The organism is Candidatus Fonsibacter ubiquis (genome assembly GCF_002688585.1).
Taxonomy (GTDB): domain Bacteria; phylum Pseudomonadota; class Alphaproteobacteria; order Pelagibacterales; family Pelagibacteraceae; genus Fontibacterium; species Fontibacterium commune.
This window is the reverse complement of the sequence record NZ_CP024034.1, coordinates 398,922-419,064: the sequence shown is the minus strand read 5'-3', so window position 1 is coordinate 419,064 and position 20,143 is coordinate 398,922. Positions and strand designations below refer to the sequence as shown.

At 32.4% G+C, this 20,143-nt stretch carries 24 protein-coding genes; all 24 read right to left on the bottom strand.

Translation table 11 applies throughout. The features are described 5' to 3' along the window. Positions 1-4: 4 nt before the first annotated feature. Positions 5-310 carry a 30S ribosomal protein S14 gene (rpsN, locus tag CR143_RS02360; RefSeq protein ID WP_099340241.1) on the bottom strand — a complete coding sequence of 102 codons (306 nt, stop codon included), beginning with the start codon at positions 308-310 and terminating at the stop codon, positions 5-7. Beyond that, the gene (gene rplE, locus CR143_RS02355) at positions 311-949 is read right to left on the bottom strand and encodes a 50S ribosomal protein L5 (protein WP_099340240.1); all 639 of its coding nucleotides are present in this window, start codon (positions 947-949) and stop codon (positions 311-313) included. Then, positions 946-1,284 (bottom strand): 50S ribosomal protein L24, encoded by a 339-nt coding sequence (gene rplX / locus CR143_RS02350; RefSeq protein WP_099340239.1) that lies wholly within the window; start codon positions 1,282-1,284, stop codon positions 946-948. Before rplX ends, rplE begins: the two co-directional genes overlap by 4 nt. Beyond that, the gene (gene rplN / locus CR143_RS02345) at positions 1,281-1,649 is read right to left on the bottom strand and encodes a 50S ribosomal protein L14 (RefSeq protein ID WP_017943915.1); all 369 of its coding nucleotides are present in this window, start codon (positions 1,647-1,649) and stop codon (positions 1,281-1,283) included. The genes rplX and rplN overlap by 4 nt, the downstream gene beginning before the upstream one ends. Next, the gene (gene rpsQ / locus CR143_RS02340) at positions 1,650-1,886 is read right to left on the bottom strand and encodes a 30S ribosomal protein S17 (protein WP_099340238.1); all 237 of its coding nucleotides are present in this window, start codon (positions 1,884-1,886) and stop codon (positions 1,650-1,652) included. It lies immediately after the preceding gene. Then, the gene (gene rpmC / locus CR143_RS02335) at positions 1,886-2,077 is read right to left on the bottom strand and encodes a 50S ribosomal protein L29 (protein ID WP_099340237.1); all 192 of its coding nucleotides are present in this window, start codon (positions 2,075-2,077) and stop codon (positions 1,886-1,888) included. Before rpmC ends, rpsQ begins: the two co-directional genes overlap by 1 nt. Further along, on the bottom strand, positions 2,077-2,493 hold the full coding sequence (rplP, locus tag CR143_RS02330) for a 50S ribosomal protein L16 (protein WP_099340236.1): 417 nt from the start codon (positions 2,491-2,493) through the stop codon (positions 2,077-2,079). The genes rpmC and rplP overlap by 1 nt, the downstream gene beginning before the upstream one ends. Next, the gene (gene rpsC, locus CR143_RS02325) at positions 2,477-3,175 is read right to left on the bottom strand and encodes a 30S ribosomal protein S3 (protein WP_099340235.1); all 699 of its coding nucleotides are present in this window, start codon (positions 3,173-3,175) and stop codon (positions 2,477-2,479) included. Before rpsC ends, rplP begins: the two co-directional genes overlap by 17 nt. Continuing rightward, a complete protein-coding gene (gene rplV, locus CR143_RS02320; RefSeq protein WP_099340234.1) occupies positions 3,175-3,555 on the bottom strand; it encodes a 50S ribosomal protein L22 in 381 nt (126 codons plus the stop codon). The genes rpsC and rplV overlap by 1 nt, the downstream gene beginning before the upstream one ends. Then, complete coding sequence (gene rpsS, locus CR143_RS02315; RefSeq protein WP_099340233.1) at positions 3,542-3,847, bottom strand: 30S ribosomal protein S19; 306 nt, start codon at positions 3,845-3,847, stop codon at positions 3,542-3,544. Before rpsS ends, rplV begins: the two co-directional genes overlap by 14 nt. 2 nt (positions 3,848-3,849) lie before the next feature. Beyond that, positions 3,850-4,677 (bottom strand): 50S ribosomal protein L2, encoded by an 828-nt coding sequence (gene rplB / locus CR143_RS02310; RefSeq protein ID WP_099340232.1) that lies wholly within the window; start codon positions 4,675-4,677, stop codon positions 3,850-3,852. A gap of 2 nt (positions 4,678-4,679) precedes the next feature. Next, complete coding sequence (gene rplW, locus CR143_RS02305; RefSeq protein WP_099340231.1) at positions 4,680-4,982, bottom strand: 50S ribosomal protein L23; 303 nt, start codon at positions 4,980-4,982, stop codon at positions 4,680-4,682. Continuing rightward, positions 4,979-5,605 (bottom strand): 50S ribosomal protein L4, encoded by a 627-nt coding sequence (rplD, locus tag CR143_RS02300; protein ID WP_029167800.1) that lies wholly within the window; start codon positions 5,603-5,605, stop codon positions 4,979-4,981. Before rplD ends, rplW begins: the two co-directional genes overlap by 4 nt. 4 nt (positions 5,606-5,609) lie before the next feature. After that, positions 5,610-6,392: a 50S ribosomal protein L3 gene (gene rplC, locus CR143_RS02295; protein ID WP_099340230.1), complete on the bottom strand. Its 783-nt coding sequence runs from the start codon at positions 6,390-6,392 to the stop codon at positions 5,610-5,612. 3 nt (positions 6,393-6,395) lie between these two features. Continuing rightward, the gene (gene rpsJ, locus CR143_RS02290; RefSeq protein WP_017943904.1) at positions 6,396-6,704 is read right to left on the bottom strand and encodes a 30S ribosomal protein S10; all 309 of its coding nucleotides are present in this window, start codon (positions 6,702-6,704) and stop codon (positions 6,396-6,398) included. Between the two features lie 3 nt (positions 6,705-6,707). Then, the gene (gene fusA, locus CR143_RS02285; protein WP_099340229.1) at positions 6,708-8,783 is read right to left on the bottom strand and encodes an elongation factor G; all 2,076 of its coding nucleotides are present in this window, start codon (positions 8,781-8,783) and stop codon (positions 6,708-6,710) included. Positions 8,784-8,787: 4 nt separating this feature from the next. Then, positions 8,788-9,258 (bottom strand): 30S ribosomal protein S7, encoded by a 471-nt coding sequence (gene rpsG, locus CR143_RS02280; RefSeq protein ID WP_099340228.1) that lies wholly within the window; start codon positions 9,256-9,258, stop codon positions 8,788-8,790. A 2-nt stretch (positions 9,259-9,260) separates the two neighbouring features. After that, a complete protein-coding gene (gene rpsL, locus CR143_RS02275; protein ID WP_099340227.1) occupies positions 9,261-9,632 on the bottom strand; it encodes a 30S ribosomal protein S12 in 372 nt (123 codons plus the stop codon). A 192-nt stretch (positions 9,633-9,824) separates the two neighbouring features. Next, the gene (rpoC, locus tag CR143_RS02270; RefSeq protein ID WP_099340226.1) at positions 9,825-13,985 is read right to left on the bottom strand and encodes a DNA-directed RNA polymerase subunit beta'; all 4,161 of its coding nucleotides are present in this window, start codon (positions 13,983-13,985) and stop codon (positions 9,825-9,827) included. A gap of 3 nt (positions 13,986-13,988) precedes the next feature. Then, the gene (rpoB, locus tag CR143_RS02265) at positions 13,989-18,071 is read right to left on the bottom strand and encodes a DNA-directed RNA polymerase subunit beta (protein WP_099340225.1); all 4,083 of its coding nucleotides are present in this window, start codon (positions 18,069-18,071) and stop codon (positions 13,989-13,991) included. A gap of 49 nt (positions 18,072-18,120) precedes the next feature. Beyond that, on the bottom strand, positions 18,121-18,495 hold the full coding sequence (gene rplL, locus CR143_RS02260; protein ID WP_099340224.1) for a 50S ribosomal protein L7/L12: 375 nt from the start codon (positions 18,493-18,495) through the stop codon (positions 18,121-18,123). Between the two features lie 19 nt (positions 18,496-18,514). Continuing rightward, complete coding sequence (gene rplJ / locus CR143_RS02255; protein WP_099340223.1) at positions 18,515-19,024, bottom strand: 50S ribosomal protein L10; 510 nt, start codon at positions 19,022-19,024, stop codon at positions 18,515-18,517. Beyond that, positions 19,024-19,716, bottom strand: coding sequence for a 50S ribosomal protein L1 (rplA, locus tag CR143_RS02250; protein ID WP_099340222.1), 693 nt, complete (start codon positions 19,714-19,716; stop codon positions 19,024-19,026). Before rplA ends, rplJ begins: the two co-directional genes overlap by 1 nt. Continuing rightward, on the bottom strand, positions 19,716-20,141 hold the full coding sequence (gene rplK / locus CR143_RS02245; protein ID WP_099340221.1) for a 50S ribosomal protein L11: 426 nt from the start codon (positions 20,139-20,141) through the stop codon (positions 19,716-19,718). Before rplK ends, rplA begins: the two co-directional genes overlap by 1 nt. Positions 20,142-20,143 lie beyond the last annotated feature (2 nt).

Below are 20,143 nucleotides of genomic sequence, written 5' to 3'. Positions count from 1 at the left end.
CTCCTTACCAGCTAGCTTTCGTCATGCCTGGAATTTTTCCACTTGAAGCAAATTTTCTAAGTGCAATTCTGGACATTCTTAATTTTCTATAATAACCGCGTGATCTACCAGTTATTTCACATCTATTTTTAACTCTGCTTTTTGCTGAATTTCTTGGAACTTTTGAAAGTTTTAAACTTGCTAAAAATCTTTCATTTAAAGATATAGTTTTATTCATAATAATTTTTTTGAGCTTGGATCTTTTATTTTCAAATCTTTTAGCCATTTTTACTCTTTTTAAATTTCTCTCAATAGAACTTCGTTTTGCCATTTAGTTTAGCTCCTTATTTTTTTCTTTACCTTTATCTTTTTCGTTATCTGCATCTTTTTTTACTTTCTTCTTATCTGCGGAAAAAATTCCCACTTTAGCAAATGGGAAATTAAAACTATCGAGTAACATTCTTGCTTGTTCTTTAGTCTTAGCAGTCGTTACAATAGTAATATCCAGGCCTCTTATTTTGTCTACTTTGTCAAAATTTACTTCAGGAAAAATAATATGCTCTTTGACCCCAAAACTATAATTAGCTTCACTATCAAAGCTATTAGGATTCAATCCTCTAAAATCTTTAATTCTTGGCAACGCAATATTTACTAAACGATCTAAAAAGAAATACATTTGGTTTTTTCTTAGAGTAACTTTTAATCCCAACGGGATACCTACTCTAGTTTTAAAATTAGATATAGATTTTCTAGATTTTGTAACTTGTGCCTTTTGACCTGCAATAGCAGATAAATCATCCTCTGCACTTTTTAGGATCTTACTATCAGTTCCATCTAAGCCAAGACCCATATTTAAAACAATCTTAAGTAATCTAGGCGCTTGCATTTTATTATTAAAAGAAAGACTCTTGCATAAGTTAGGTACTATCTCTTTTATGTATTTTTCTTTTAATCTAGGTACTAATTTCATTTTTTACTCTTTGTTTTTGTTTTTTCTGCTTTTGCAGTTTTCTTTTCTTCTATTTTTTTTTCGACTTTTTTCTGCTCCAATTTATTTTCTATCTTTTTTTCTACTTTTGCATCAGACAATTTTACAACATTTGATATATCAATTGGTCTTTCAATAGTAATAATTCCACCTTTTTTCTCTTTTGTTGGCTTTTGATGCTTTTTCTTTTCATTAACTCCTTTTACTAAAATTTTTCTAATTTCAGGAAAAACTTTAATAACATTTCCTGTTTTACCTTTATCATCTCCAGTAATAATTTTTACGTTATCCCCTTTTTTAATTTTTAATTTAATCATAATACCTCTGGCGCTAAAGAAATTATTTTCATAAAATTTTTATTTCTTAATTCTCTTGTTACAGGTCCGAAAATCCTTGTTCCGATAGGCTCACCATTTGGCTGAACTAAAACTGCTGCATTAGCATCGAATTTTATTGATGTTCCGTCTAATCTCTTGATTTCTTTTCTTGTTCTAACAATTACTGCTTTATGAACGTCACCCTTTTTAACTTTTCCTTTTGGAATAGCGTCTTTAATTGACACAACTATGATATCACCTATTGTTGCATATCTTCTTTTAGATCCACCTAATACTTTTATACACTCTACTTTTCGAGCCCCTGTATTGTCAGCAACAAATAGTTCTGTTTGTACTTGGATCATTTATTTGTCGCCTCCAACAACTGTCCAACGTTTAAGTTTAGAAATCGGTTTGCTTTCAATTATAGAAACTACATCTCCAATTTTAGAGTTATTTTTTTCATTATGAGCATGATATTTTTTATAAGTAGTCATCACTTTTTTATACTTTTGGTGAACAAACCTTCTGCTAACTTCAACGACAACCGTTTTGTTACTTTTATCGCTCACTACTTTCCCTTTTAAAATTCTTTTGACCATTATTTTACTCTATTTAAGTTGATAAAAGTTTTAACTTTTGCAATAGTACGTCTATTAGTTTTAATAGAAGCAGTATTTGTTACTTGTCCATTCTTTTTTTTGAAACGGATATTAAATTGCTCTTTCTTTAATTTTTCTAATTCGGAGAATAACTGATCCTGCGTTAACTTTTTAATTTCTTTAGTTTTCATTATTGTGTCCCTAATCTTTTAACCATTCTAGTTTTTATAGACAATTTTGCTTTAGCTCTTTCAAATGCTTCTTTAGCTACAATTTCATCAACACCATCAACTTCAAAAATAATTCTTCCTGGTTTCACTCTAAATACGTAATATTCTAGACCGCCTTTACCTTTACCCATCCTAACTTCGATTGGTTTTTTTGTTACAGGAATATTTGGAAAAATTCTAAGCCAAACTCTTCCAGCTCTTTTCATGTGTCTAGTTAAAGCAACTCTTGCTGCCTCTATTTCTTTCGAGGTTACTCTGTTAGGTTCAATTGCTTTTAATCCAAATGATCCAAAATTAAGTTCAGACCCACGTGTTGCAACACCATGTATTTTTCCCTTAAAAGCTTTTCTAAATTTTGTTCTAGCTGGTTGTAACATTTTCTTTCTCGTTCATATTTTTAGTTTCAGTATCTTCATTCTTTTTTTTTTCTTTTTCAAACACGATGCCTTTATAAATCCAAACTTTTACTCCGATAATTCCGTAAGTAGTTTCTGCTTCTGCTTCTCCATAATCAACATCAGCTCTTAATGTGTGAAGTGGAATACTTCCTTCTCTTAACCACTCTGTTCTTGCAATCTCTGTGCCAGCTAAACGTCCAGCAACAGTTATTTTGATTCCTTTAGCTCCCAGTCTTAGAGTAGATTGCATGGCTCTTTTCATTGCTTTTCTATATGCGATCCGCTTCTCAAGCTGTTGAGCTACATTTTCTGCAACTAAATATGCATCTAACTCTGGTTTTCTAATTTCTTTTATATTCACTGAAACATCTGAACTGGAGATTTTATTAAGATTGTTTTTTATCTTATCAATATCAGAGCCTTTTTTACCAATTACGAAACCAGGTCTTGATGTAAAGATTGTTACAATACATTTCTTAGTTGGTCTTTCGATAAAAATTTTTGAAATTCCAGAATTTTTAAGATTTTTATGAATGTATTCTCTAATTTTAAAGTCTTCAATTAAATATTGCCCATACTCTTTTTTCTTAGCAAACCACATTGAATCCCAATTTTTATTAATACTTAATCTAAAACTAATTGGATTTACTTTCTGTCCCATTATTTACTGGCCTCCACCGGAGCTTTTTTGCTTTCTGAAACAATGATTGTTAAATTAGAAAAATGTTTTTTAATTCCAGCAGATCTTCCTCTTGCTCTAGGCATAAAACGTTTTAGTGTAATTCCTTTTCCAACGTACGCTTCTTTTACAATCAAATTATCAATATCTAATTGATTATTATTCTCTGCATTGGCGATTGCTGATTTTAATGTTTTTTTAATTTCATTTGCTACTCTTTTGTCCGTAAATTCTAAGTCTCTCATAGCTACATTAGCATTTTTTCCTCTAATACTTTTTAAAATATTATTAATTTTACGAGGACTAGATCTTAAGTTCCTATAAATTGCTTTAACTTGATTTAAATCTTTATTTTTTATCATCTTTTTTATCAGTTGCTGGAGCAGTTTTTTTATCTGCTGGTGTGTGTCCGAAGAATTGTCTTGTTGCCGAAAACTCTCCTAATTTATGACCAATCATTTCATCTGTAATAGTTACTGGAAAGAATTTTTTTCCATTATGAACTTCAAAAGTCATTCCAATAAATTCCGGGATAATTGTAGATTTTCTTGACCAAGTTTTTATTGGTTTTTTAATATTTTGATCTTTATGTTTTTGTACTTTTTTCATTAAACTTAATTCTACAAAAGGACCTTTCCAAACTGATCTGCTCATAATTAATTAATACCTCTCTTCTTTTTTCTTGAGATAATATATTTATCAGTATTTTTATTTTTTCTAGTTTTTTTTCCTTTAGTTTTGATGCCCCAAGGAGTAACAGGGTGTCTTCCTCCATTAGTTCTTCCGCCATGCGGATGGTCTACTGGGTTCATTGCTATACCTCTTGTTTGTGGTCTAATACCTAGCCATCTGCTTCTACCAGCTTTACCAATTTTAATATTTTTTTGATCTGGGTTGGATACCGCGCCGATAGTTGCTTTACATAAACTTTGTACTTTTCTTACTTCACCAGAAGCTAATTTTAATGTTGTATAACCTTGATCGTGACTCATAATTTGCACAGAAGTACCGGCTGATCTTGCTAATACTCCGCCGTTTCCAGGAGTCATTTCAACGTTATGAACCACTGTTGCAGGAGGAATATCAATTAATGGCATACAATTACCGATTTCTATGTCTTTTTTTCTTCCAGAGTAAATTTTACTCCCTACTTTAATATCTTGTGGAGCGATTAGATAACTTTGGGTCTTGTCCTCATATTCAACAAGCATAATATTAGATGTTCTATACGGATCATACTCAAAACGAATTACTGTTGCTGGCATATCAAACTTATTTCTTTTAAAATCTACAAATCTATATTTTTTTTTATGTCCTGCTGAACGATGTCTTGATGTAATTCTTCCTAAATTATTTCTTCCATAAGAACCATTAATTCCTGCGGTAAGAGATTTAACTGGTTTCCCTTTCCAAAGTCCTGTTCTATCTAAAATAATTGTGCCTCTGGTAGATTTTGTATAAGGTTTATATGTTTTTAATGTCATTATTAAATTCCAGTTGTAATATCGATTGATTGTCCTTTTTTTAAAGTAACAATAGCTTTTTTATACCCTGGGGTTTTAGCAATTCTACCCCTTACCATTTTAAATCTTGGGTGGAGATTAATAGTGTTCACTTTTATAACGCTCACTTTAAAAAGTTTCTCAACACTTTTTTTAATACTTGCTTTTGTTGCAAATGGAGCAACTTTAAATACAACTTTATTTAATGAGCTTAAATTCGTAGACTTTTCAGTAACAACTGGCTCCAGAATAATATCGTATGAGAAATTATCAGCTCTTTTTTTCATTTTAATAATCTTTCTTGTAGTTTTTTAATTGAAGAATGAGTGAATAAGACATTTTGATATTTTAAAATATCATAAACATTTGTTCCGATCTCCGGAATATTTTTAATATTCTTAATATTTTTTACATTATTTAATAAAACTTCATTTTCGTTGTCATAAATTAACAATGCGCTCTTTGAATTAATTTTTGACAAAAATTTACTGAAATCTTTAGTTTTGAAATTTTTAAAATCTTTATCTGATAAAATATTAATTTTGTTATCCAATACTTTACTTGATAAAGCGTGTTTTAATCCTAGTTTTCTAACTTTTTTATTTAATCTTTTAACTCTATGCTTTCCTTTTGCCTTTGGTCCATGAGCAATACCGCCGCCAACAAATATTGGAGCTGTGATATTACCATGTCTCGCTCCTCCAGATCCTTTTTGTGGTCCAATCTTTTTTCTAGATCCAGCAACCTCTCCCCTAGTTTTTGTATAGCCAGTTTTTTTTGAGTGACGACTTATTTGCCAATCTACGACCATTTTTATAATGTCTTTTCTAGGTTTTAATGAAAATATATTGTCAGAAACCTCAATGTTTCCAACATCTTTTCCGTCAATTCCTAATTCTTTTATTTTCATATAATTACTTCTTCTCCGCTACAGGCGCTACTGCAGGCTTTGCATCTTTTTTATTTGTTTCTGCGCTTTTTTCTTTTTTATTTGATTTTTCTTTTAATCCTTCAGCAAGATCATCTTTGAAAGCTTGAATGGTATCTTTCATAGTTCTTTTGTTTCTTTCTTTGACAGCTTTATTAATCTCAACTACGGCGTTTTTTGCACCTGGCACTGATCCTTTAACAAATAATAAGTTATTTTCTAAATCTGTTTCGATAATCTCTAATCTTTCAACTGTTCTAAATTTGTCACCCATATGACCGGCCATTTTTTTACCCTTAAACACTCTACCTGGATCTTGTCTTTGTCCTGTGGAACCATGAGATCTGTGAGAAACTGAAACACCGTGTGTTGCTCTTAATCCCGCAAAATTATGTCTTTTCATAACTCCTGCAAAGCCTCTTCCAATTGTTTTTGATCTAATATCTACAAAATTTATATCTTTGAAAATATTTAAATCTACGTCTGACCCTAATTTCAAATCACTGTCTTTTTCTACTCTAAACTCTTTTAAAATTTTTTTAGGCTCCAAAGATTTTTTTGCAAAGACTCCTTTCATTTGCTTCGTTACTTTTGAATTTTTAATATGTCCAAAACCAACTAACACAGCGCTGTAACCACGTTTATCTTTAGTGATAACGTCAACAACTTTGCCTGGCTCAACATGAAGAACTGTAACAGGAACAGATTGGCCGTTTTCATAAAATCTTCTTGTCATACCAATTTTTTTACCTATTAAACCTAAAGTCATAATTTAAATCTTAATTTCCACATCTACGCCTGAAGCTAGATCTAATTTCATTAACGCCTCGACTGTTTGAGGTGTTGGATCTAGAATATCTATCATTCGTTTATGTGTTCTAGTTTCAAATTGTTCTCTACTTTTTTTATCTATATGAGGCGATCTTAATACTGTAAAAATTTCTTTACGTGTAGGAAGTGGAATTGGCCCTCTAACTTGAGCTCCGGTTCTTTTTGCTGTATTTACAATCTCAATTGTCGACTGATCTAAAACTTTATGATCATACGCTCTTAATTTAATTCTAATATTCTGTTTGTCCATAATTTAAGCCATCTTCTTTGTAACTTCGTCCTGAACGTTTTGAGGAACACGATCATAATGATCAAATTGCATTGTGTACTGTGCTCTGCCTTGCGACATTGATCTTAAAGTGTTTACGTAACCAAACATATTTGCAAGAGGGACCATCGCATTAATAACAGCAGCATTACCTCTTTTATCGGTTGATCCAACTTGACCTCTCCTGCTGTTTAAATCTCCAATAACATCACCCATGTAGTCTTCTGGTGTCACTACCTCAACTTTCATAATTGGTTCTAAAAGTTTTGGATGAGCTTGCAGACACATTTCTCTGAAACAATATCTCGCTGCCAATTCGAATGCTAATGGACTTGAGTCTACCTCATGATGTAATCCGTCTAAAATTTGCACTTTATAATCTAATAATGGAAATCCAGCTAATACTCCTGAGTCCGCAACGCTTAAAATTCCTTTTTCGACACCTGGAATAAACTCTCTTGGAATAGATCCACCTTTGATTAAATTTTCAACAATTCTTCCTTCTCCTTGAGCAAGAGGCTCAACTGCTAATTTAACTTTAGCAAATTGACCAGCTCCCCCACTTTGTTTTTTATGTGTGTATTCAAGTTTTGCAGGCGAAGTAATTGTCTCTCTATAGGCAACTTGCGGCGCTCCAATATTAGCTTCAACTTTAAATTCTCTTTTCATTCTATCTACAATAATTTCAAGGTGTAATTCTCCCATTCCTTTAATAATGGTTTGACCAGATTCATTGTCTGAGGAAACTCTAAATGAAGGATCTTCTTTTGCTAGACGATTAAGTGCTTCTCCCATTTTTTCTTGGTCATTTTTTGTTTTAGGCTCAACTGCAATTTCAATAACTGGTTCAGGAAAATCCATAGACTCTAATACAATTGGATTATTTTTGTCACAAAGAGTATGTCCTGTAATTGTATTTTTAAGACCAGCTAAAGCGACGATATCCCCTGCACTTGCGCTCTTAATATCTTCTCTATTATTTGCATGCATCAACAACATACGACCAATTCTTTCTTCCTTACCTGTTGAGGCATTAAGTACCCCTGTGCCTGTAGATAAAGTACCTGAATAAATTCTAATAAAAGTTAATGATCCGACAAACGGATCGTTTGCTATTTTAAAAGCCAAAGCAGAAAACGGCTCAGCATCATTACATTTTCTAACTAGCTCTTCATCTGAGTCTGGTTTAGTTCCTTTAACTTGACCGACGTCTTTTGGGCTCGGTAAGTAATCAACTACTGCATCTAAAATTAATTGAACACCTTTGTTTTTAAAAGCAGCTCCGCAAACTATTGGAACAAAAGCAAAAGAAATTGTACCTTTTCTAATACATGCTTTTAATTCAGCCTCAGATGGATCTTTACCGTTTAGATAATTTTCCATTACTTTCTCATCTTGTTCTACTGCTAATTCTACTAATTCTTTTCTATATTTAGTTGCTTGTTCTTTAAGATCTGTTGGTATTTCAACATAATCAAATTTTGCTCCTAAACTTTCATCTTGCCAAACAACACCTTTCATTGCCACAAGATCAACAACACCTTTAAATGTACTTTCAATACCAATCGGAAGCTGAAGAACCATAGGAGTCGCCCCTAAGCGCTCTTTAATCATGTCAACACACATGAAAAAATTGGCTCCAGTTCTGTCTAATTTGTTGACAAAACAAATTCTTGGAACTTTATACTTATCTGCTTGTCTCCATACTGTTTCGGACTGTGGTTCAACACCCGCAACTCCATCAAAACAAGCAACGGCTCCGTCTAAAACTTTTAATGATCTTTCAACTTCAATAGTAAAATCTACATGTCCAGGTGTATCAATAATATTAATTCTGTGATTCTTCCAAAAACAAGTAGTTGCAGCAGAAGTGATAGTAATTCCTCTTTCTTGTTCTTGTTCCATCCAATCCATGGTTGCTGCGCCATCATGCACTTCACCAATTTTATGTGCTTTACCGGTATAATATAAAATTCTTTCTGTGGTCGTAGTTTTGCCGGCGTCTATATGAGCAGCAATTCCTATATTTCTATATTTATCTATTGGATATTTTTCGCTCATAAATTTACCATCTAAAATGGGCAAAAGCTTTATTGGCTTCTGCCATTTTGTGAGTGTCTTCTCTTTTTTTGATTGCTGACCCTTTGTTAGATGCAGCATCTAATAATTCTTTGACTAGTTTTTCTTGCATGCTTTTATCTGATCTTTTTCTTGAGGCATCTATTAACCAACGAATTGCTAATGCCTGTGCTCTATCTGCTCTTACATCTACAGGAACTTGATAAGTTGCTCCTCCAACTCTTCTTGATTTAACTTCTAAATTTGGTTTCACATTCTTTAATGCATCATTAAAAACTTTTAATGGGTCGTCATTAGTTTTTGTTTTTATTAATTCAAAAGTTTTGTATAAAATTTTTTCAGCAACTGTTTTTTTTCCTTGATACATTAATGAATTCATAAATTTTGTAACAACTTTAGATTTGTAGACTGGATCAGGACTTACATCTCTCTTTGTTTGTTTTCTTCTTCGTGACATAATTATTTAGGTCTCTTAGCTCCGTATTTAGATCTTTGTTGTTTCATTTTAGTAACCCCTTGGGTATCAAGAACTCCTCGAATAGTATGATAACGAACTCCTGGTAAATCTTTTACCCTTCCTCCTCTAATCATAACTACAGAGTGCTCTTGTAAATTATGACCTTCTCCTGGAATATAACTTGTAACTTCATAACCATTGGACAAACGAACTCTTGCAACTTTACGTAAGGCAGAATTAGGTTTTTTTGGTGTCGTTGTATAAACCCGAGTGCACACACCTCTTTTTTGAGGCGATGCCTCTAGCGCAGGAACTTTATTCCTTACTTTTGGCTTAACTCTTCCTTGTTTAACGAGTTGATTAATCGTTGGCATAAATTAATTTAAAATTAAATAATTTAAGGATAGAAAATAAGGTCAAAACCTAAAATCTGGTAGGAGTTTAAGTGCTCTAGAGCCTTACTTACTACCTTAAAAAGTGTGGGCATAATACTTAAATTAAACCAAAGGTCAAATTGTAGTTGTATTAAAAAACGTGTGATTATTATTGAAATACTTAGCTTATTACTACTTTGTAACCTCTAATTGCTCTGGTGCTTTTGCTTTATTATTTTGAAGCTCCATGTCTCTTTCACGAGCAATTTTAGAGTATTTAAATGTACTATCACCAGTTCCAGCAGGTATCAGTCTTCCGACGATTACGTTTTCTTTTAAGCCATGAAGCACATCAATTTTACCTTTAATCGCCGCTTCAGTTAGAACTCTTGTTGTTTCTTGGAAAGAGGCTGCGGAAATAAAAGATTTAGTTTGTAAAGAAGCTTTTGTAATACCTAATAATACTGGATCAACTTTTGCAGGAGACTTTCCTTCAGAAACTAATTTTTTATTTAATTCATCTAAATCTATTTTATCAACTAATTCTCCGACCAAGAAAGATGTATCGCCGGAAGCTTTGATTTCGACTTTTCTAAGCATTTGTCTTACAATAACTTCTATGTGTTTGTCGTTAATTATAACACCTTGTAATCTGTAAACCTCTTGAACTTCGTCTATAAAATAATTTGCTAGAGCTTCTACACCTAAAATTCTTAAAATATCATGCGGCGCTGGACTACCGTCTAATAAATATTCTCCTTTTTTAATTTCCTCACCTGGATTGAAGTTTACTTGTTTTCCTTTTGGAATTAAATAAGAAGACTCAATTCCTGCTTTTGATTTAATTGTAATTTTAAGTTTTCCTCTAACTTCTTTTCCAAATTCAATTTTACCATCATTTTCTGCAATGATCGCTCCTTCTTTTGGTTTTCTTGCTTCAAATAATTCAGCAACTCTTGGTAATCCACCAGTGATGTCTTTTGTTTTAGAAGTTGCTTTAGGTAGTCTAGCTAATACATCTCCAGCATTAACTTTATCGCCATCTTCAACTGATAAAATAGTTTCTGGAACTAAATAATATCTTGCCTCATTGTCATCTGCTTTTTTAACAACTTTTCCTTTACTATCTCTTAAAGTAATTCTTGGTTTTAGATCAAGATTCTTTGATTGACCTCTCCAATCTAAAACAACTTTAGAAGAAATTCCTGTAGCTTCATCTGTAGCATCAGTAATGGAGGCTCCATCGATCAAATCTACAAAATTAACAATACCGTCTGTTTCTGAAATAACTGGCAAAGTATATGGATCCCATTCACAAATTTTTTGACCTTTTTTAACTGGCTGATCAGGTTTTACAAAAAGTTTTGATCCATATGGGATTTTATACATTGCAACATTGGTTCCATTTTTTTCAATAATAATTTCAGTATTTCGTCCCATGACTATTAATTCTTTTTTAGAATCTTCAATTAAGTTTTGATTAGAGACTTTTAATACTCCCTCAGATGGTGCAGTAATCGATGACTCTTGTTTAATTTGAGCTGTTCCTCCAACGTGGAATGTTCTCATAGTAAGCTGCGTTCCAGGCTCTCCAATTGATTGAGCAGCGATCATTCCAACACATTCTCCAATAGATACTAATCTTCCTCTAGCTAAATCTCTTCCATAACAAGTTGAACAAATTCCATCTTTTGCTTCACAGGTAATTGGCGAATAAACATCAATTGATTTTACTCCTGCAGCATCCATTAATTCACACTGTTTTTCCTCAATTAATTGTTTGGCTTTTACAATAACGTCACCTGTATTTGGAGCCTTTATGTCTTTAGCAGCAATTCTACCTAATGATCTTTCTGTTAAAGATACAATTATATTACCACCTTCTATTATCTCGCTAATGTTAATGTGTTTTTTAGTTCCGCAGAATTTAAGTCTTACAATTACATCTTGAGATACATCACAAAGTCTTCTTGTTAGATATCCAGAATTTGCAGTCTTCAAAGCGGTGTCAGCCAAACCTTTTCTTGCCCCGTGTGTAGATGTAAAATACTCTAGAACTGTTAAGCCCTCTTTAAAGTTTGAAATAATTGGCGTCTCAATAATTTCACCTGACGGTTTTGCCATAAGACCTCTCATGCCTGCTAACTGCTTCATCTGAGCTGCTGAACCTCTTGCGCCAGAATCAGCCATCATAAATATTGAGTTAGTTGTTATGGAGCCATCTTCTTTGTTAACTTTTGATGCCGATATATTCTTCATCATCTCGCTTGCAATTTTATCAGTACATTTTGACCACTGATCCACAACTTTGTTGTATTTTTCGCCTTTAGTAATTAAGCCTTCAGAATATTGAGTTTCATATTCTTCAACCATTTTTTTAGCATCAGTTATAATTTTTTCTTTAGATTCTGGAATAACTAAATCATCTTTTCCAAAGGATATCCCTGCTTTAAATGCATTATGAAATCCAATTCCCATTAATTTGTCACAGAAAATTACTGTTTCTTTTTGTCCACAGTATCTAAAAATTATATCTATTAGTTCTGATATTTGTTTTTTTGTTAATAATTTATTAACTAAATCAAAAGAAATCTTGTGATGCTTTGGAAGAATGTCTGCTAATAAAAATCTACCAACACTACTTTGATATGTTTTGAAAACAGGCTTGCCTTTTTCATCTACAGTTTCAAATCTAGAGACAATTTTAGAATGAACATTTATAGATTTATTTTCAAGTCCTTGTGCAATTTCATCTAAATTTAAAAAATAACCAACTGGCTTAGTATCTTGATCCCCAAAAAATTGAGACATGTAGTAAATTCCTAAAACCATATCTTGGGATGGAACAATTATAGGTTTTCCATTAGATGGACTTAAAATATTATTAGTCGACATCATTAATACTCTCGCTTCTAATTGAGCTTCTAAACTTAAAGGAACGTGAACGGCCATTTGGTCACCGTCGAAGTCTGCGTTAAAAGCTGCTGTTACTAGTGGATGTAACTGAATTGCTTTACCTTCAATCAATAAAGGTTCAAAAGCCTGGATTCCTAATCTATGTAGTGTTGGTGCTCGGTTTAAAAGAACTGGATGCTCTCTAACAACTTCTTCTAAAATATCCCAAACTTCTGATTTTTCTTTTTCTACTATCTTTTTTGCTTGTTTAATTGTGGTAGCTAATCCTAATTTATCTAATTTTGCATAAATAAACGGCTTAAACAATTCTAAGGCCATTTTTTTTGGTAGACCACACTGATGTAATTTTAATTCTGGTCCTACAACAATTACAGATCTTCCTGAATAATCAACTCGTTTTCCTAATAAGTTTTGTCTAAAACGACCCTGTTTACCTTTGAGCATATCTGCTAAAGATTTAAGAGGTCTTTTTCCAGTTCCTGTTATAACTCTTCCTCTTCGACCATTATCAAATAGAGCATCGACTGCTTCTTGCAACATACGCTTCTCATTTCTTACAATGATGTCAGGAGCTCTTAATTCCATTAATCTTTTTAATCGATTATTTCTATTAATCACTCTTCGATACAGATCATTAAGATCAGACGTTGCAAACCTTCCACCATCAAGAGGAACTAAAGGTCTAAGTTCAGGAGGAATTACCGGTATGACAGTTAAGATCATCCATTCTGGTTTATTTCCAGAGTTAATAAAATTTTCAACTAATTTTAGTCTTTTAATAGTTCTTTCTTCAGCAACTTTAGAAGTTGTGTTTTTTAATATTTCTCTTAATCTCTCTCTCTCCGCAGGTAAATCAATTGCAGCTAAAACTTCTCTTATAGCTTCAGCACCAATTCCTGCTGAAAATTGATCCTCACCATATTTTTCTTGGGCTTTTAATAATTCTTCTTCTGTAATTAATTGATTTTTTTTGAATTCTGTAAGACCTGGCTCAATAATAATAAAATTTTCAAAATATAAAACTTTCTCAAGATCTTTAAGTTTCATGTCCATTGCAAGAGCTATTCTGCTAGGTAATGATTTTAAAAACCAAATGTGAGAAACTGGTGTAGAGAGTTCTACGTGACCCATACGTTCACGTCTTACATTTGCTTTTGTAACTTCCACACCGCATTTTTCGCAGATAATCCCTCTAAACTTCATACGCTTATATTTACCGCACAAACATTCGTAATCTTTTACCGGTCCAAATATTCTAGAACAAAATAGTCCATCTTTTTCGGGTTTGAATGTTCTATAATTAATTGTTTCTGGTTTTTTAATTTCACCAAATGACCAAGACTTAATCTTTTCAGGACTTGCTAAAGAAATTTTAATATTATTAAAGTTTTCTTTATTAATATTTTTTTTAAATAAATTTGTTAATTCTTTGCTCATAATCTAATTTGTTAATTCGATATTTAGGCCTAAAGATCTTATTTCTTTTATTAAAACGTTAAATGACTCAGGCACCCCTGATTCAAAATCATCGTCTCCTTTAACAATAGTTTCGTAAACTTTTGTTCTACCAGCTACGTCATCTGATTTAATTGTTAAAATTTCTTGTAATGTATAAGCGGCTCCATAAGCTTCTAATGCCCAGACTTCCATCTCTCCAAATCTTTGGCCACCAAATTGAGCTTTTCCACCCAAAGGTTGCTGTGTAACTAAGCTGTAAGGACCGGTAGAACGAGCATGAATCTTATCATCAACCATGTGGGCTAATTTCAACATGTAAATAATACCAACTGTAACTTGACGATCTATTTTTTCACCAGTTCTGCCGTCAAATAAATCAGTTTGTCCAGACTCCGGTAAGCCGCAAAATTTTAGCATTTCAGTAACATCGTTTACACTTGCTCCATCAAAAACTGGTGTAGCTATAGGAACTCCACTAGATAAATTATAACTTAATTCGTTAAGCTCTGAATCGGATAAATTTTTAATTTCATCTGCTATTTCACCTTTATAAATTTTTCCAAGATAACTTTTTAACTCGTCTTTTTTTGAAGCGCTTTTTTGCACATCTTCAATTAATTTTTTAATTTTTTCACCCATCTCCGAACAAGCCCATCCTAAATGGGTTTCTAAAATTTGACCTACGTTCATACGACTAGGAACACCCAATGGATTTAAAACAATATCGACTGGCTTACCGTCTTTCATGTAAGGCATATCTTCTACTGGTACAATTCGACTGATAACACCTTTATTACCATGTCTTCCTGCCATTTTATCACCAGCTTGAAGTTTTCTTTTCATAGCTACGAAAACCTTAACCATTTTCATAACCCCTGGTAATAAATCATCGCCTTTTTGAATTTTATCCACTTGGTCTTCAAATCTAGTTTGAATATCTTTTTTTGCCTTAATAAACTGTTCTTTTAAAATTACTAAATTTGATTGAACTTTTTTATCTTCAATAACTAATTTAAATAGTTCATTTGCTGTTAGTTCTGAAAGATTATCCTCTGATAAAACTGTACCTTTTTTTATAGATTTATAATCTTCTTCAAGTTTATTTGAAACTAAAGTACTTTTAACTCTAGCTATAATATTGGACTCTAATATTTCCTCTTCAGCATTTTTATCATTTTGAACTGACTCGATTTCAGCTCTCTCGATTGAAATTGCTCTCTCATCTTTTTCAATTCCATGTCTGTTAAATACTCGCACTTCAACCACTACCCCATTTGTTCCAGAAGGCATTTTTAATGATGTGTCTCTTACATCAATTGCTTTTTCTCCAAAGATTGCTCTTAATAACTTTTCCTCTGCATTTACTGGCGAGTCTCCTTTTGGAGTAACTTTTCCAACCAATATGTCTCCAGGTTTAACTTCTGCGCCAACATAAACAACTCCAGACTCATCTAAATTAATTAGGTTTTCTTCAGCTGTATTAGGTATATCTCTTGTGATTTCTTCAGGCCCTAGTTTAGTATCTCTTGCCATAACGCTATATTCTTCAATGTGAATTGATGTAAAAACATCGTCAGTAACGCATCTTTCAGAAATTAATATAGAGTCCTCAAAGTTGTAACCTCGCCAAGGCATGAATGCTACCATCACATTTTTACCTAAAGCTAATTCACCAAATTGAGTTGAAGGACCATCAGCAATAACATCACCTTTTCTAATTTTATCACCAACTTTAACTAAAGGTCTTTGGTTGATGCATGTGTTCTGATTTGACCTTTGAAATTTACTTAAGTTATAAATATCAACACCAGATTTTGTAAGATCTTTTTCAGTCGTTACTCTAACAACTATTCTTTTTCCATCAATTTTGTCAACAACGCCATCTCGTTTTGCAACTAATGTAGCTCCAGAATCTACTGCAACATCTTTTTCTATTCCTGTTCCAACTAATGGAGATTCATTTTTAATTAAAGGAACGGCTTGTCTCATCATATTCGATCCCATTAACGCTCTATTAGCATCATCATTTTCTAAAAATGGAATTAAAGCAGCAGCAACTGACACAACTTGTTTTGGAGACACGTCCATAAAATCTACGTTCTCAGGTTTAGCCAACTCAAATCCTAAAGATTTTCTGCATGAAACTAAGTCATCAACAAAAGTATTTTCCTTACTTAAAGGCGAGTTCGCTTGCGCAATTGTGTACTTACCTTCTTCCATTGCAGATAAATAATGAATTTCTTTTGTAACTTTACCATTCACAACTTTTCTGTACGGACTTTCTATAAAACCATATTTATTTATTCTTGAATAAGTTGCTAAACTATTAATTAATCCAATATTTGGTCCCTCTGGTGTTTCAATTGGACATATCCTTCCATAATGGGTTGGATGCACATCTCGAACTTCAAATCCTGCTCTCTCTCTATTTAATCCTCCAGGTCCAAGAGCTGATACTCTTCTTTTATGGGTAATTTCCGCGAGTGGATTAGTTTGGTCCATAAATTGAGATAATGGTGATGTTCCAAAAAATTCCTTGAGACAAGCGGCAATCGGTTTTGCATTAATCAAATCTTGTGGCATAACCGAATCAATTTCAACTGAAGCCATTTTTTCCTTAATAGCTCTCTCCATTCTTATAAGTCCAATTCTAAATTGATTTTCTACAAGTTCACCAACTGATCTAAGTCTACGATTTCCTAGATGATCAATATCATCTACTTCACCTTTTCCATCTTTCAAATCCAACATGTGTTTAACAATTGTAACAATGTCTTCTTTCCTAAGAACAGTTAATTTAGGATCGCAATCTAGATCCATTCTGGCATTCATCTTAACTCGACCTGTTTCTGAAAGATCGTATCGTGTATGATTAAAGAACAGATTACCGAATAAATTTTTAGCTGTTTCAATTGTTGGCGGTTCACCGGGTCTTAGAACACGGTAAATATCCATACTAGCCTCATCTTGATTAAGATTTTTATCAATAGTTAAGGTATTCCTTAAAAACGGACCTCTATTTACGCCATCTATATCAAGTAAATAAATTGTTTTTGTCTTAAGATCTGTAAGTTTAGAAATTAAATCATTTGTAATTTCATCACCAGATTCTGCAATTACTTCGCCTGTTTTCTCATTAATAATATCGTTAGCTAAATATTTTCCAAATAAGTCTGGAGTTTTGACTAAATAACTATTTAACCCTTCTTTTTTTAATTTTAATGCTAATGGATAGAGAATTTTAGTATCTTTTTTTATAACAACTTTTTTAGTTTCTGCATTGATCAGGTCATTTCTTAATTTGTAATTTCTAAAATTTTCTGGGGTAAATTTTGTTTTCCATTCATCTTCTGAAGTTAAATCATATCTAATATTTTCATAAAAAAGACTAAGAATATCATCTCTGTTATAACCAAGCGCCATTAGTAAAGTTGTTACTGGAAGTTTTCTTTTTCTATCGATTCTAAAATTTAAAATATCTTTTGTATCATATTCAAAATCTAACCATGATCCTCTGTAAGGAATGACTCTGCAACTAAATAATAATTTACCACTTGCATGTGTTTTGCCTTTATCATGATCGAAAAAAACTCCCGGACTTCTGTGCATTTGGTTTACACAAACCCTTTCAATTCCGTTTACAACAAATGTTCCTCTTGGGGTCATTAAAGGAATATCACTCATATAAACTTCTTGCTCTTTTGCAGACAAAACTTGTTTGGTTTGTTTTTCCTCATTAATATCGTAAGCGACTAATCTAAGTGTTGCCTTTAACGCCGCTGAGTATGTTAGGCCTCGCTGATTACACTCTTGAACAGTATATTTCGGCTTTTCAAATCGATAAGAAATGTATTCAATTGTTGCCAGTCCTGAAAATTCTTCTATTGGAAAAATATCTTTAAAAACTTTAGTAATACCAGAATCAATTTTATGTTCTGTATTTGCTTCTAAAAAGTTTTTATAGGAATTAACTTGGACTTCTATTAAATCTGGTATGTTAAGTATATTTTCTAATTTGCCAAAACTTTTTCTAACTTTTTTTTTATCTGTAAAAGATAATAACATAGTTTATTAACCGAATATTTTATTATCCGGCTTTAAAAAAAATTTAAATTTACTTAAGTTCTACTTTTGCGCCAACTGCTTCAAGTTTCTTTTTAACATCGTCAGCATCTTTTTTGCTAACGCCAGCTTTAAGTTGTTTTGGTGCACCTTCAACTAAATCTTTAGCTTCTTTTAAACCTAAACCAGTAAACGCTCTTACTTCTTTAATCACACCAATCTTATTGTCGCCTGATGAAACAAGATTTACTACGAAATCATTTTTTTCTTCTGCTGCTGCACCGCCTGCCGCCGCCGCTGGTGCTGCTGCTGCAACTGGTGCTGCTGCTGAAACTCCCCATTTTTCCTCTAAAGTTTTTGAAAGTTCTGCTGCCTCAACAACAGTCAGTTTTGATAATTCCTCTACAATTTTATTTAAATCTGGCATTTTGAATATCCTAGTGGGTTTAATTTTTTAAATTTTTAGCGTGCATCAAATTAACTATTTTTGCGCTTGGTGCAAGCAAAATACTTACAATTTTTTGAGCTGGGGCAGCTAAAATACCAACAATTTTAGCTCGTGCTTCATTAAGCGTAGGCAAAGTAGCTATATGAGCGACGTCAGATGGTTCTAAAAGCTTCTCATCCATCAATCCACCAAGGATTTTTAATTTTTCATTAGATTTTGAAAAGTTAACTAACGTCTTTGCAAGGGTAATGGGGTCTTTAGAACATGCGATTGCTGTTGGTCCTTTAAAAAATTTTTCCAACTTTTCTGCTTTAGAACCTTTGAGTGCGATTTTTGTAATTCTATTTTTTGTAATTTTTAAAAAAGCACCACTTTCTCTCATTTTAGTTCGAAGACTTTCTAGGTCTTTAACAGTAATACCTTCATAGTGATAAACTAAAATGCCTTCATTGGCTGCAATAACAGATTTTAGATCATTTACGTAAGTGGTTTTTTGTTCTCTGTTCATTATATACTAGAAAGTTGAAGTTTAACTGAAGGTCCCATTGTTGTAGATAAATATATTGAATTTATAAAATTACCTTTAATACCCGTTGGTTTTTCTTTTGATACAACTTCATAAACACTTTTAAAATTTTCAGAGAGTTCTTTATCAGAAAATTTTACTTTGCCGATTGACAAACCTAAATTTCCATCTTTATCACATTTAATTTCTATTCTACCTTTTTTTATTGCATCAACAGTAGACTTAATATCTTTTGCAACAGTACCTAATTTTGGATTTGGCATTAAACCCTTAGGCCCTAAAACTTTTCCTAGCTTACCAACTTTTGCCATCATGTCAGGTGTTGAAATTAATACATCAAAATTAATTTTTCCTGAATTGATTTCATTAATTAAATCCTCTGATCCAGAAATCTCAGCACCAGAAGATTTAGCTTCATTTAATTTGTCATTACCACAAATTACAGCAACTTTAACTTTTCTACCGTTGCCATTTGGCAAATCTACAACAGTTCTTAAATTTTGATCAGTTTTTGCTTTATCGATATTTAAAAAGAAAGTAGCCTCCATGGACTCAGTGAATTTCGTGTTTGATTTTGTTTTTAGTAATTTTATAGCTTCAGGCAAAGCAAGTTCTTTATTCTTGTCATGACCTTTAATTAAAGCTGAATATCTTTTTGAATGTTTTTTTGCCATTAGTCTTTAACCTCAACTCCCATAGATCTTGCTGAACCTGCAATAATTTTAATCGCTTGCTCAATATCAAATGCATTTAAATCTTTCATTTTTATCTCAGCGATTTTCTTAAGTTGAGCTTTGGTAATTGATCCTACAATGTTTCTACCTGGTTCCTTTGAGCCACTCTTAAGTTTAATAGCTTCCTTAATTAAAAAAGAAGCAGGAGGAGTTTTGATTATAAAATCAAATTTTTTATCTTTATAAATTGTAATAACTACCGGAACCGGCTGACCCATTAAAGATTTAGTCTTATCGTTAAAAGATTTACAAAATTCCATTATATTAACTCCCCTTTGTCCAAGAGCTGGTCCAACTGGAGGAGCGGGATTAGCTTGTCCGCCTTTAATTTGTAACTTTAATATTCCAGAAACTTCTTTAGCCATAC

Bases quoted from the DNA above. Each gene is read 5' to 3' on its own strand.
- rpsN (WP_099340241.1), bottom strand. From the start codon at position 310: ATGGCAAAACGAAGTTCTATTGAGAGAAATTTAAAAAGAGTAAAAATG.
- rplE (WP_099340240.1), bottom strand. From the start codon at position 949: ATGAAATTAGTACCTAGATTAAAAGAAAAATACATAAAAGAGATAGTA.
- rplX (WP_099340239.1), bottom strand. From the start codon at position 1,284: ATGATTAAATTAAAAATTAAAAAAGGGGATAACGTAAAAATTATTACT.
- rplN (WP_017943915.1), bottom strand. From the start codon at position 1,649: ATGATCCAAGTACAAACAGAACTATTTGTTGCTGACAATACAGGGGCT.
- rpsQ (WP_099340238.1), bottom strand. From the start codon at position 1,886: ATGGTCAAAAGAATTTTAAAAGGGAAAGTAGTGAGCGATAAAAGTAAC.
- rpmC (WP_099340237.1), bottom strand. From the start codon at position 2,077: ATGAAAACTAAAGAAATTAAAAAGTTAACGCAGGATCAGTTATTCTCC.
- rplP (WP_099340236.1), bottom strand. From the start codon at position 2,493: ATGTTACAACCAGCTAGAACAAAATTTAGAAAAGCTTTTAAGGGAAAA.
- rpsC (WP_099340235.1), bottom strand. From the start codon at position 3,175: ATGGGACAGAAAGTAAATCCAATTAGTTTTAGATTAAGTATTAATAAA.
- rplV (WP_099340234.1), bottom strand. From the start codon at position 3,555: ATGATAAAAAATAAAGATTTAAATCAAGTTAAAGCAATTTATAGGAAC.
- rpsS (WP_099340233.1), bottom strand. From the start codon at position 3,847: ATGAGCAGATCAGTTTGGAAAGGTCCTTTTGTAGAATTAAGTTTAATG.
- rplB (WP_099340232.1), bottom strand. From the start codon at position 4,677: ATGACATTAAAAACATATAAACCTTATACAAAATCTACCAGAGGCACA.
- rplW (WP_099340231.1), bottom strand. From the start codon at position 4,982: ATGAAAAAAAGAGCTGATAATTTCTCATACGATATTATTCTGGAGCCA.
- rplD (WP_029167800.1), bottom strand. From the start codon at position 5,605: ATGAAAATAAAAGAATTAGGAATTGACGGAAAAGATGTTGGAAACATT.
- rplC (WP_099340230.1), bottom strand. From the start codon at position 6,392: ATGACTTTAGGTTTAATAGGTAAAAAAATTGGTATGACAAGAAGATTT.
- rpsJ (WP_017943904.1), bottom strand. From the start codon at position 6,704: ATGGACAAACAGAATATTAGAATTAAATTAAGAGCGTATGATCATAAA.
- fusA (WP_099340229.1), bottom strand. From the start codon at position 8,783: ATGAGCGAAAAATATCCAATAGATAAATATAGAAATATAGGAATTGCT.
- rpsG (WP_099340228.1), bottom strand. From the start codon at position 9,258: ATGTCACGAAGAAGAAAACAAACAAAGAGAGATGTAAGTCCTGATCCA.
- rpsL (WP_099340227.1), bottom strand. From the start codon at position 9,632: ATGCCAACGATTAATCAACTCGTTAAACAAGGAAGAGTTAAGCCAAAA.
- rpoC (WP_099340226.1), bottom strand. From the start codon at position 13,985: ATGAGCAAAGAATTAACAAATTTATTTAAAAAAAATATTAATAAAGAA.
- rpoB (WP_099340225.1), bottom strand. From the start codon at position 18,071: ATGTTATTATCTTTTACAGATAAAAAAAAAGTTAGAAAAAGTTTTGGC.
- rplL (WP_099340224.1), bottom strand. From the start codon at position 18,495: ATGCCAGATTTAAATAAAATTGTAGAGGAATTATCAAAACTGACTGTT.
- rplJ (WP_099340223.1), bottom strand. From the start codon at position 19,024: ATGAACAGAGAACAAAAAACCACTTACGTAAATGATCTAAAATCTGTT.
- rplA (WP_099340222.1), bottom strand. From the start codon at position 19,716: ATGGCAAAAAAACATTCAAAAAGATATTCAGCTTTAATTAAAGGTCAT.
- rplK (WP_099340221.1), bottom strand. From the start codon at position 20,141: ATGGCTAAAGAAGTTTCTGGAATATTAAAGTTACAAATTAAAGGCGGA.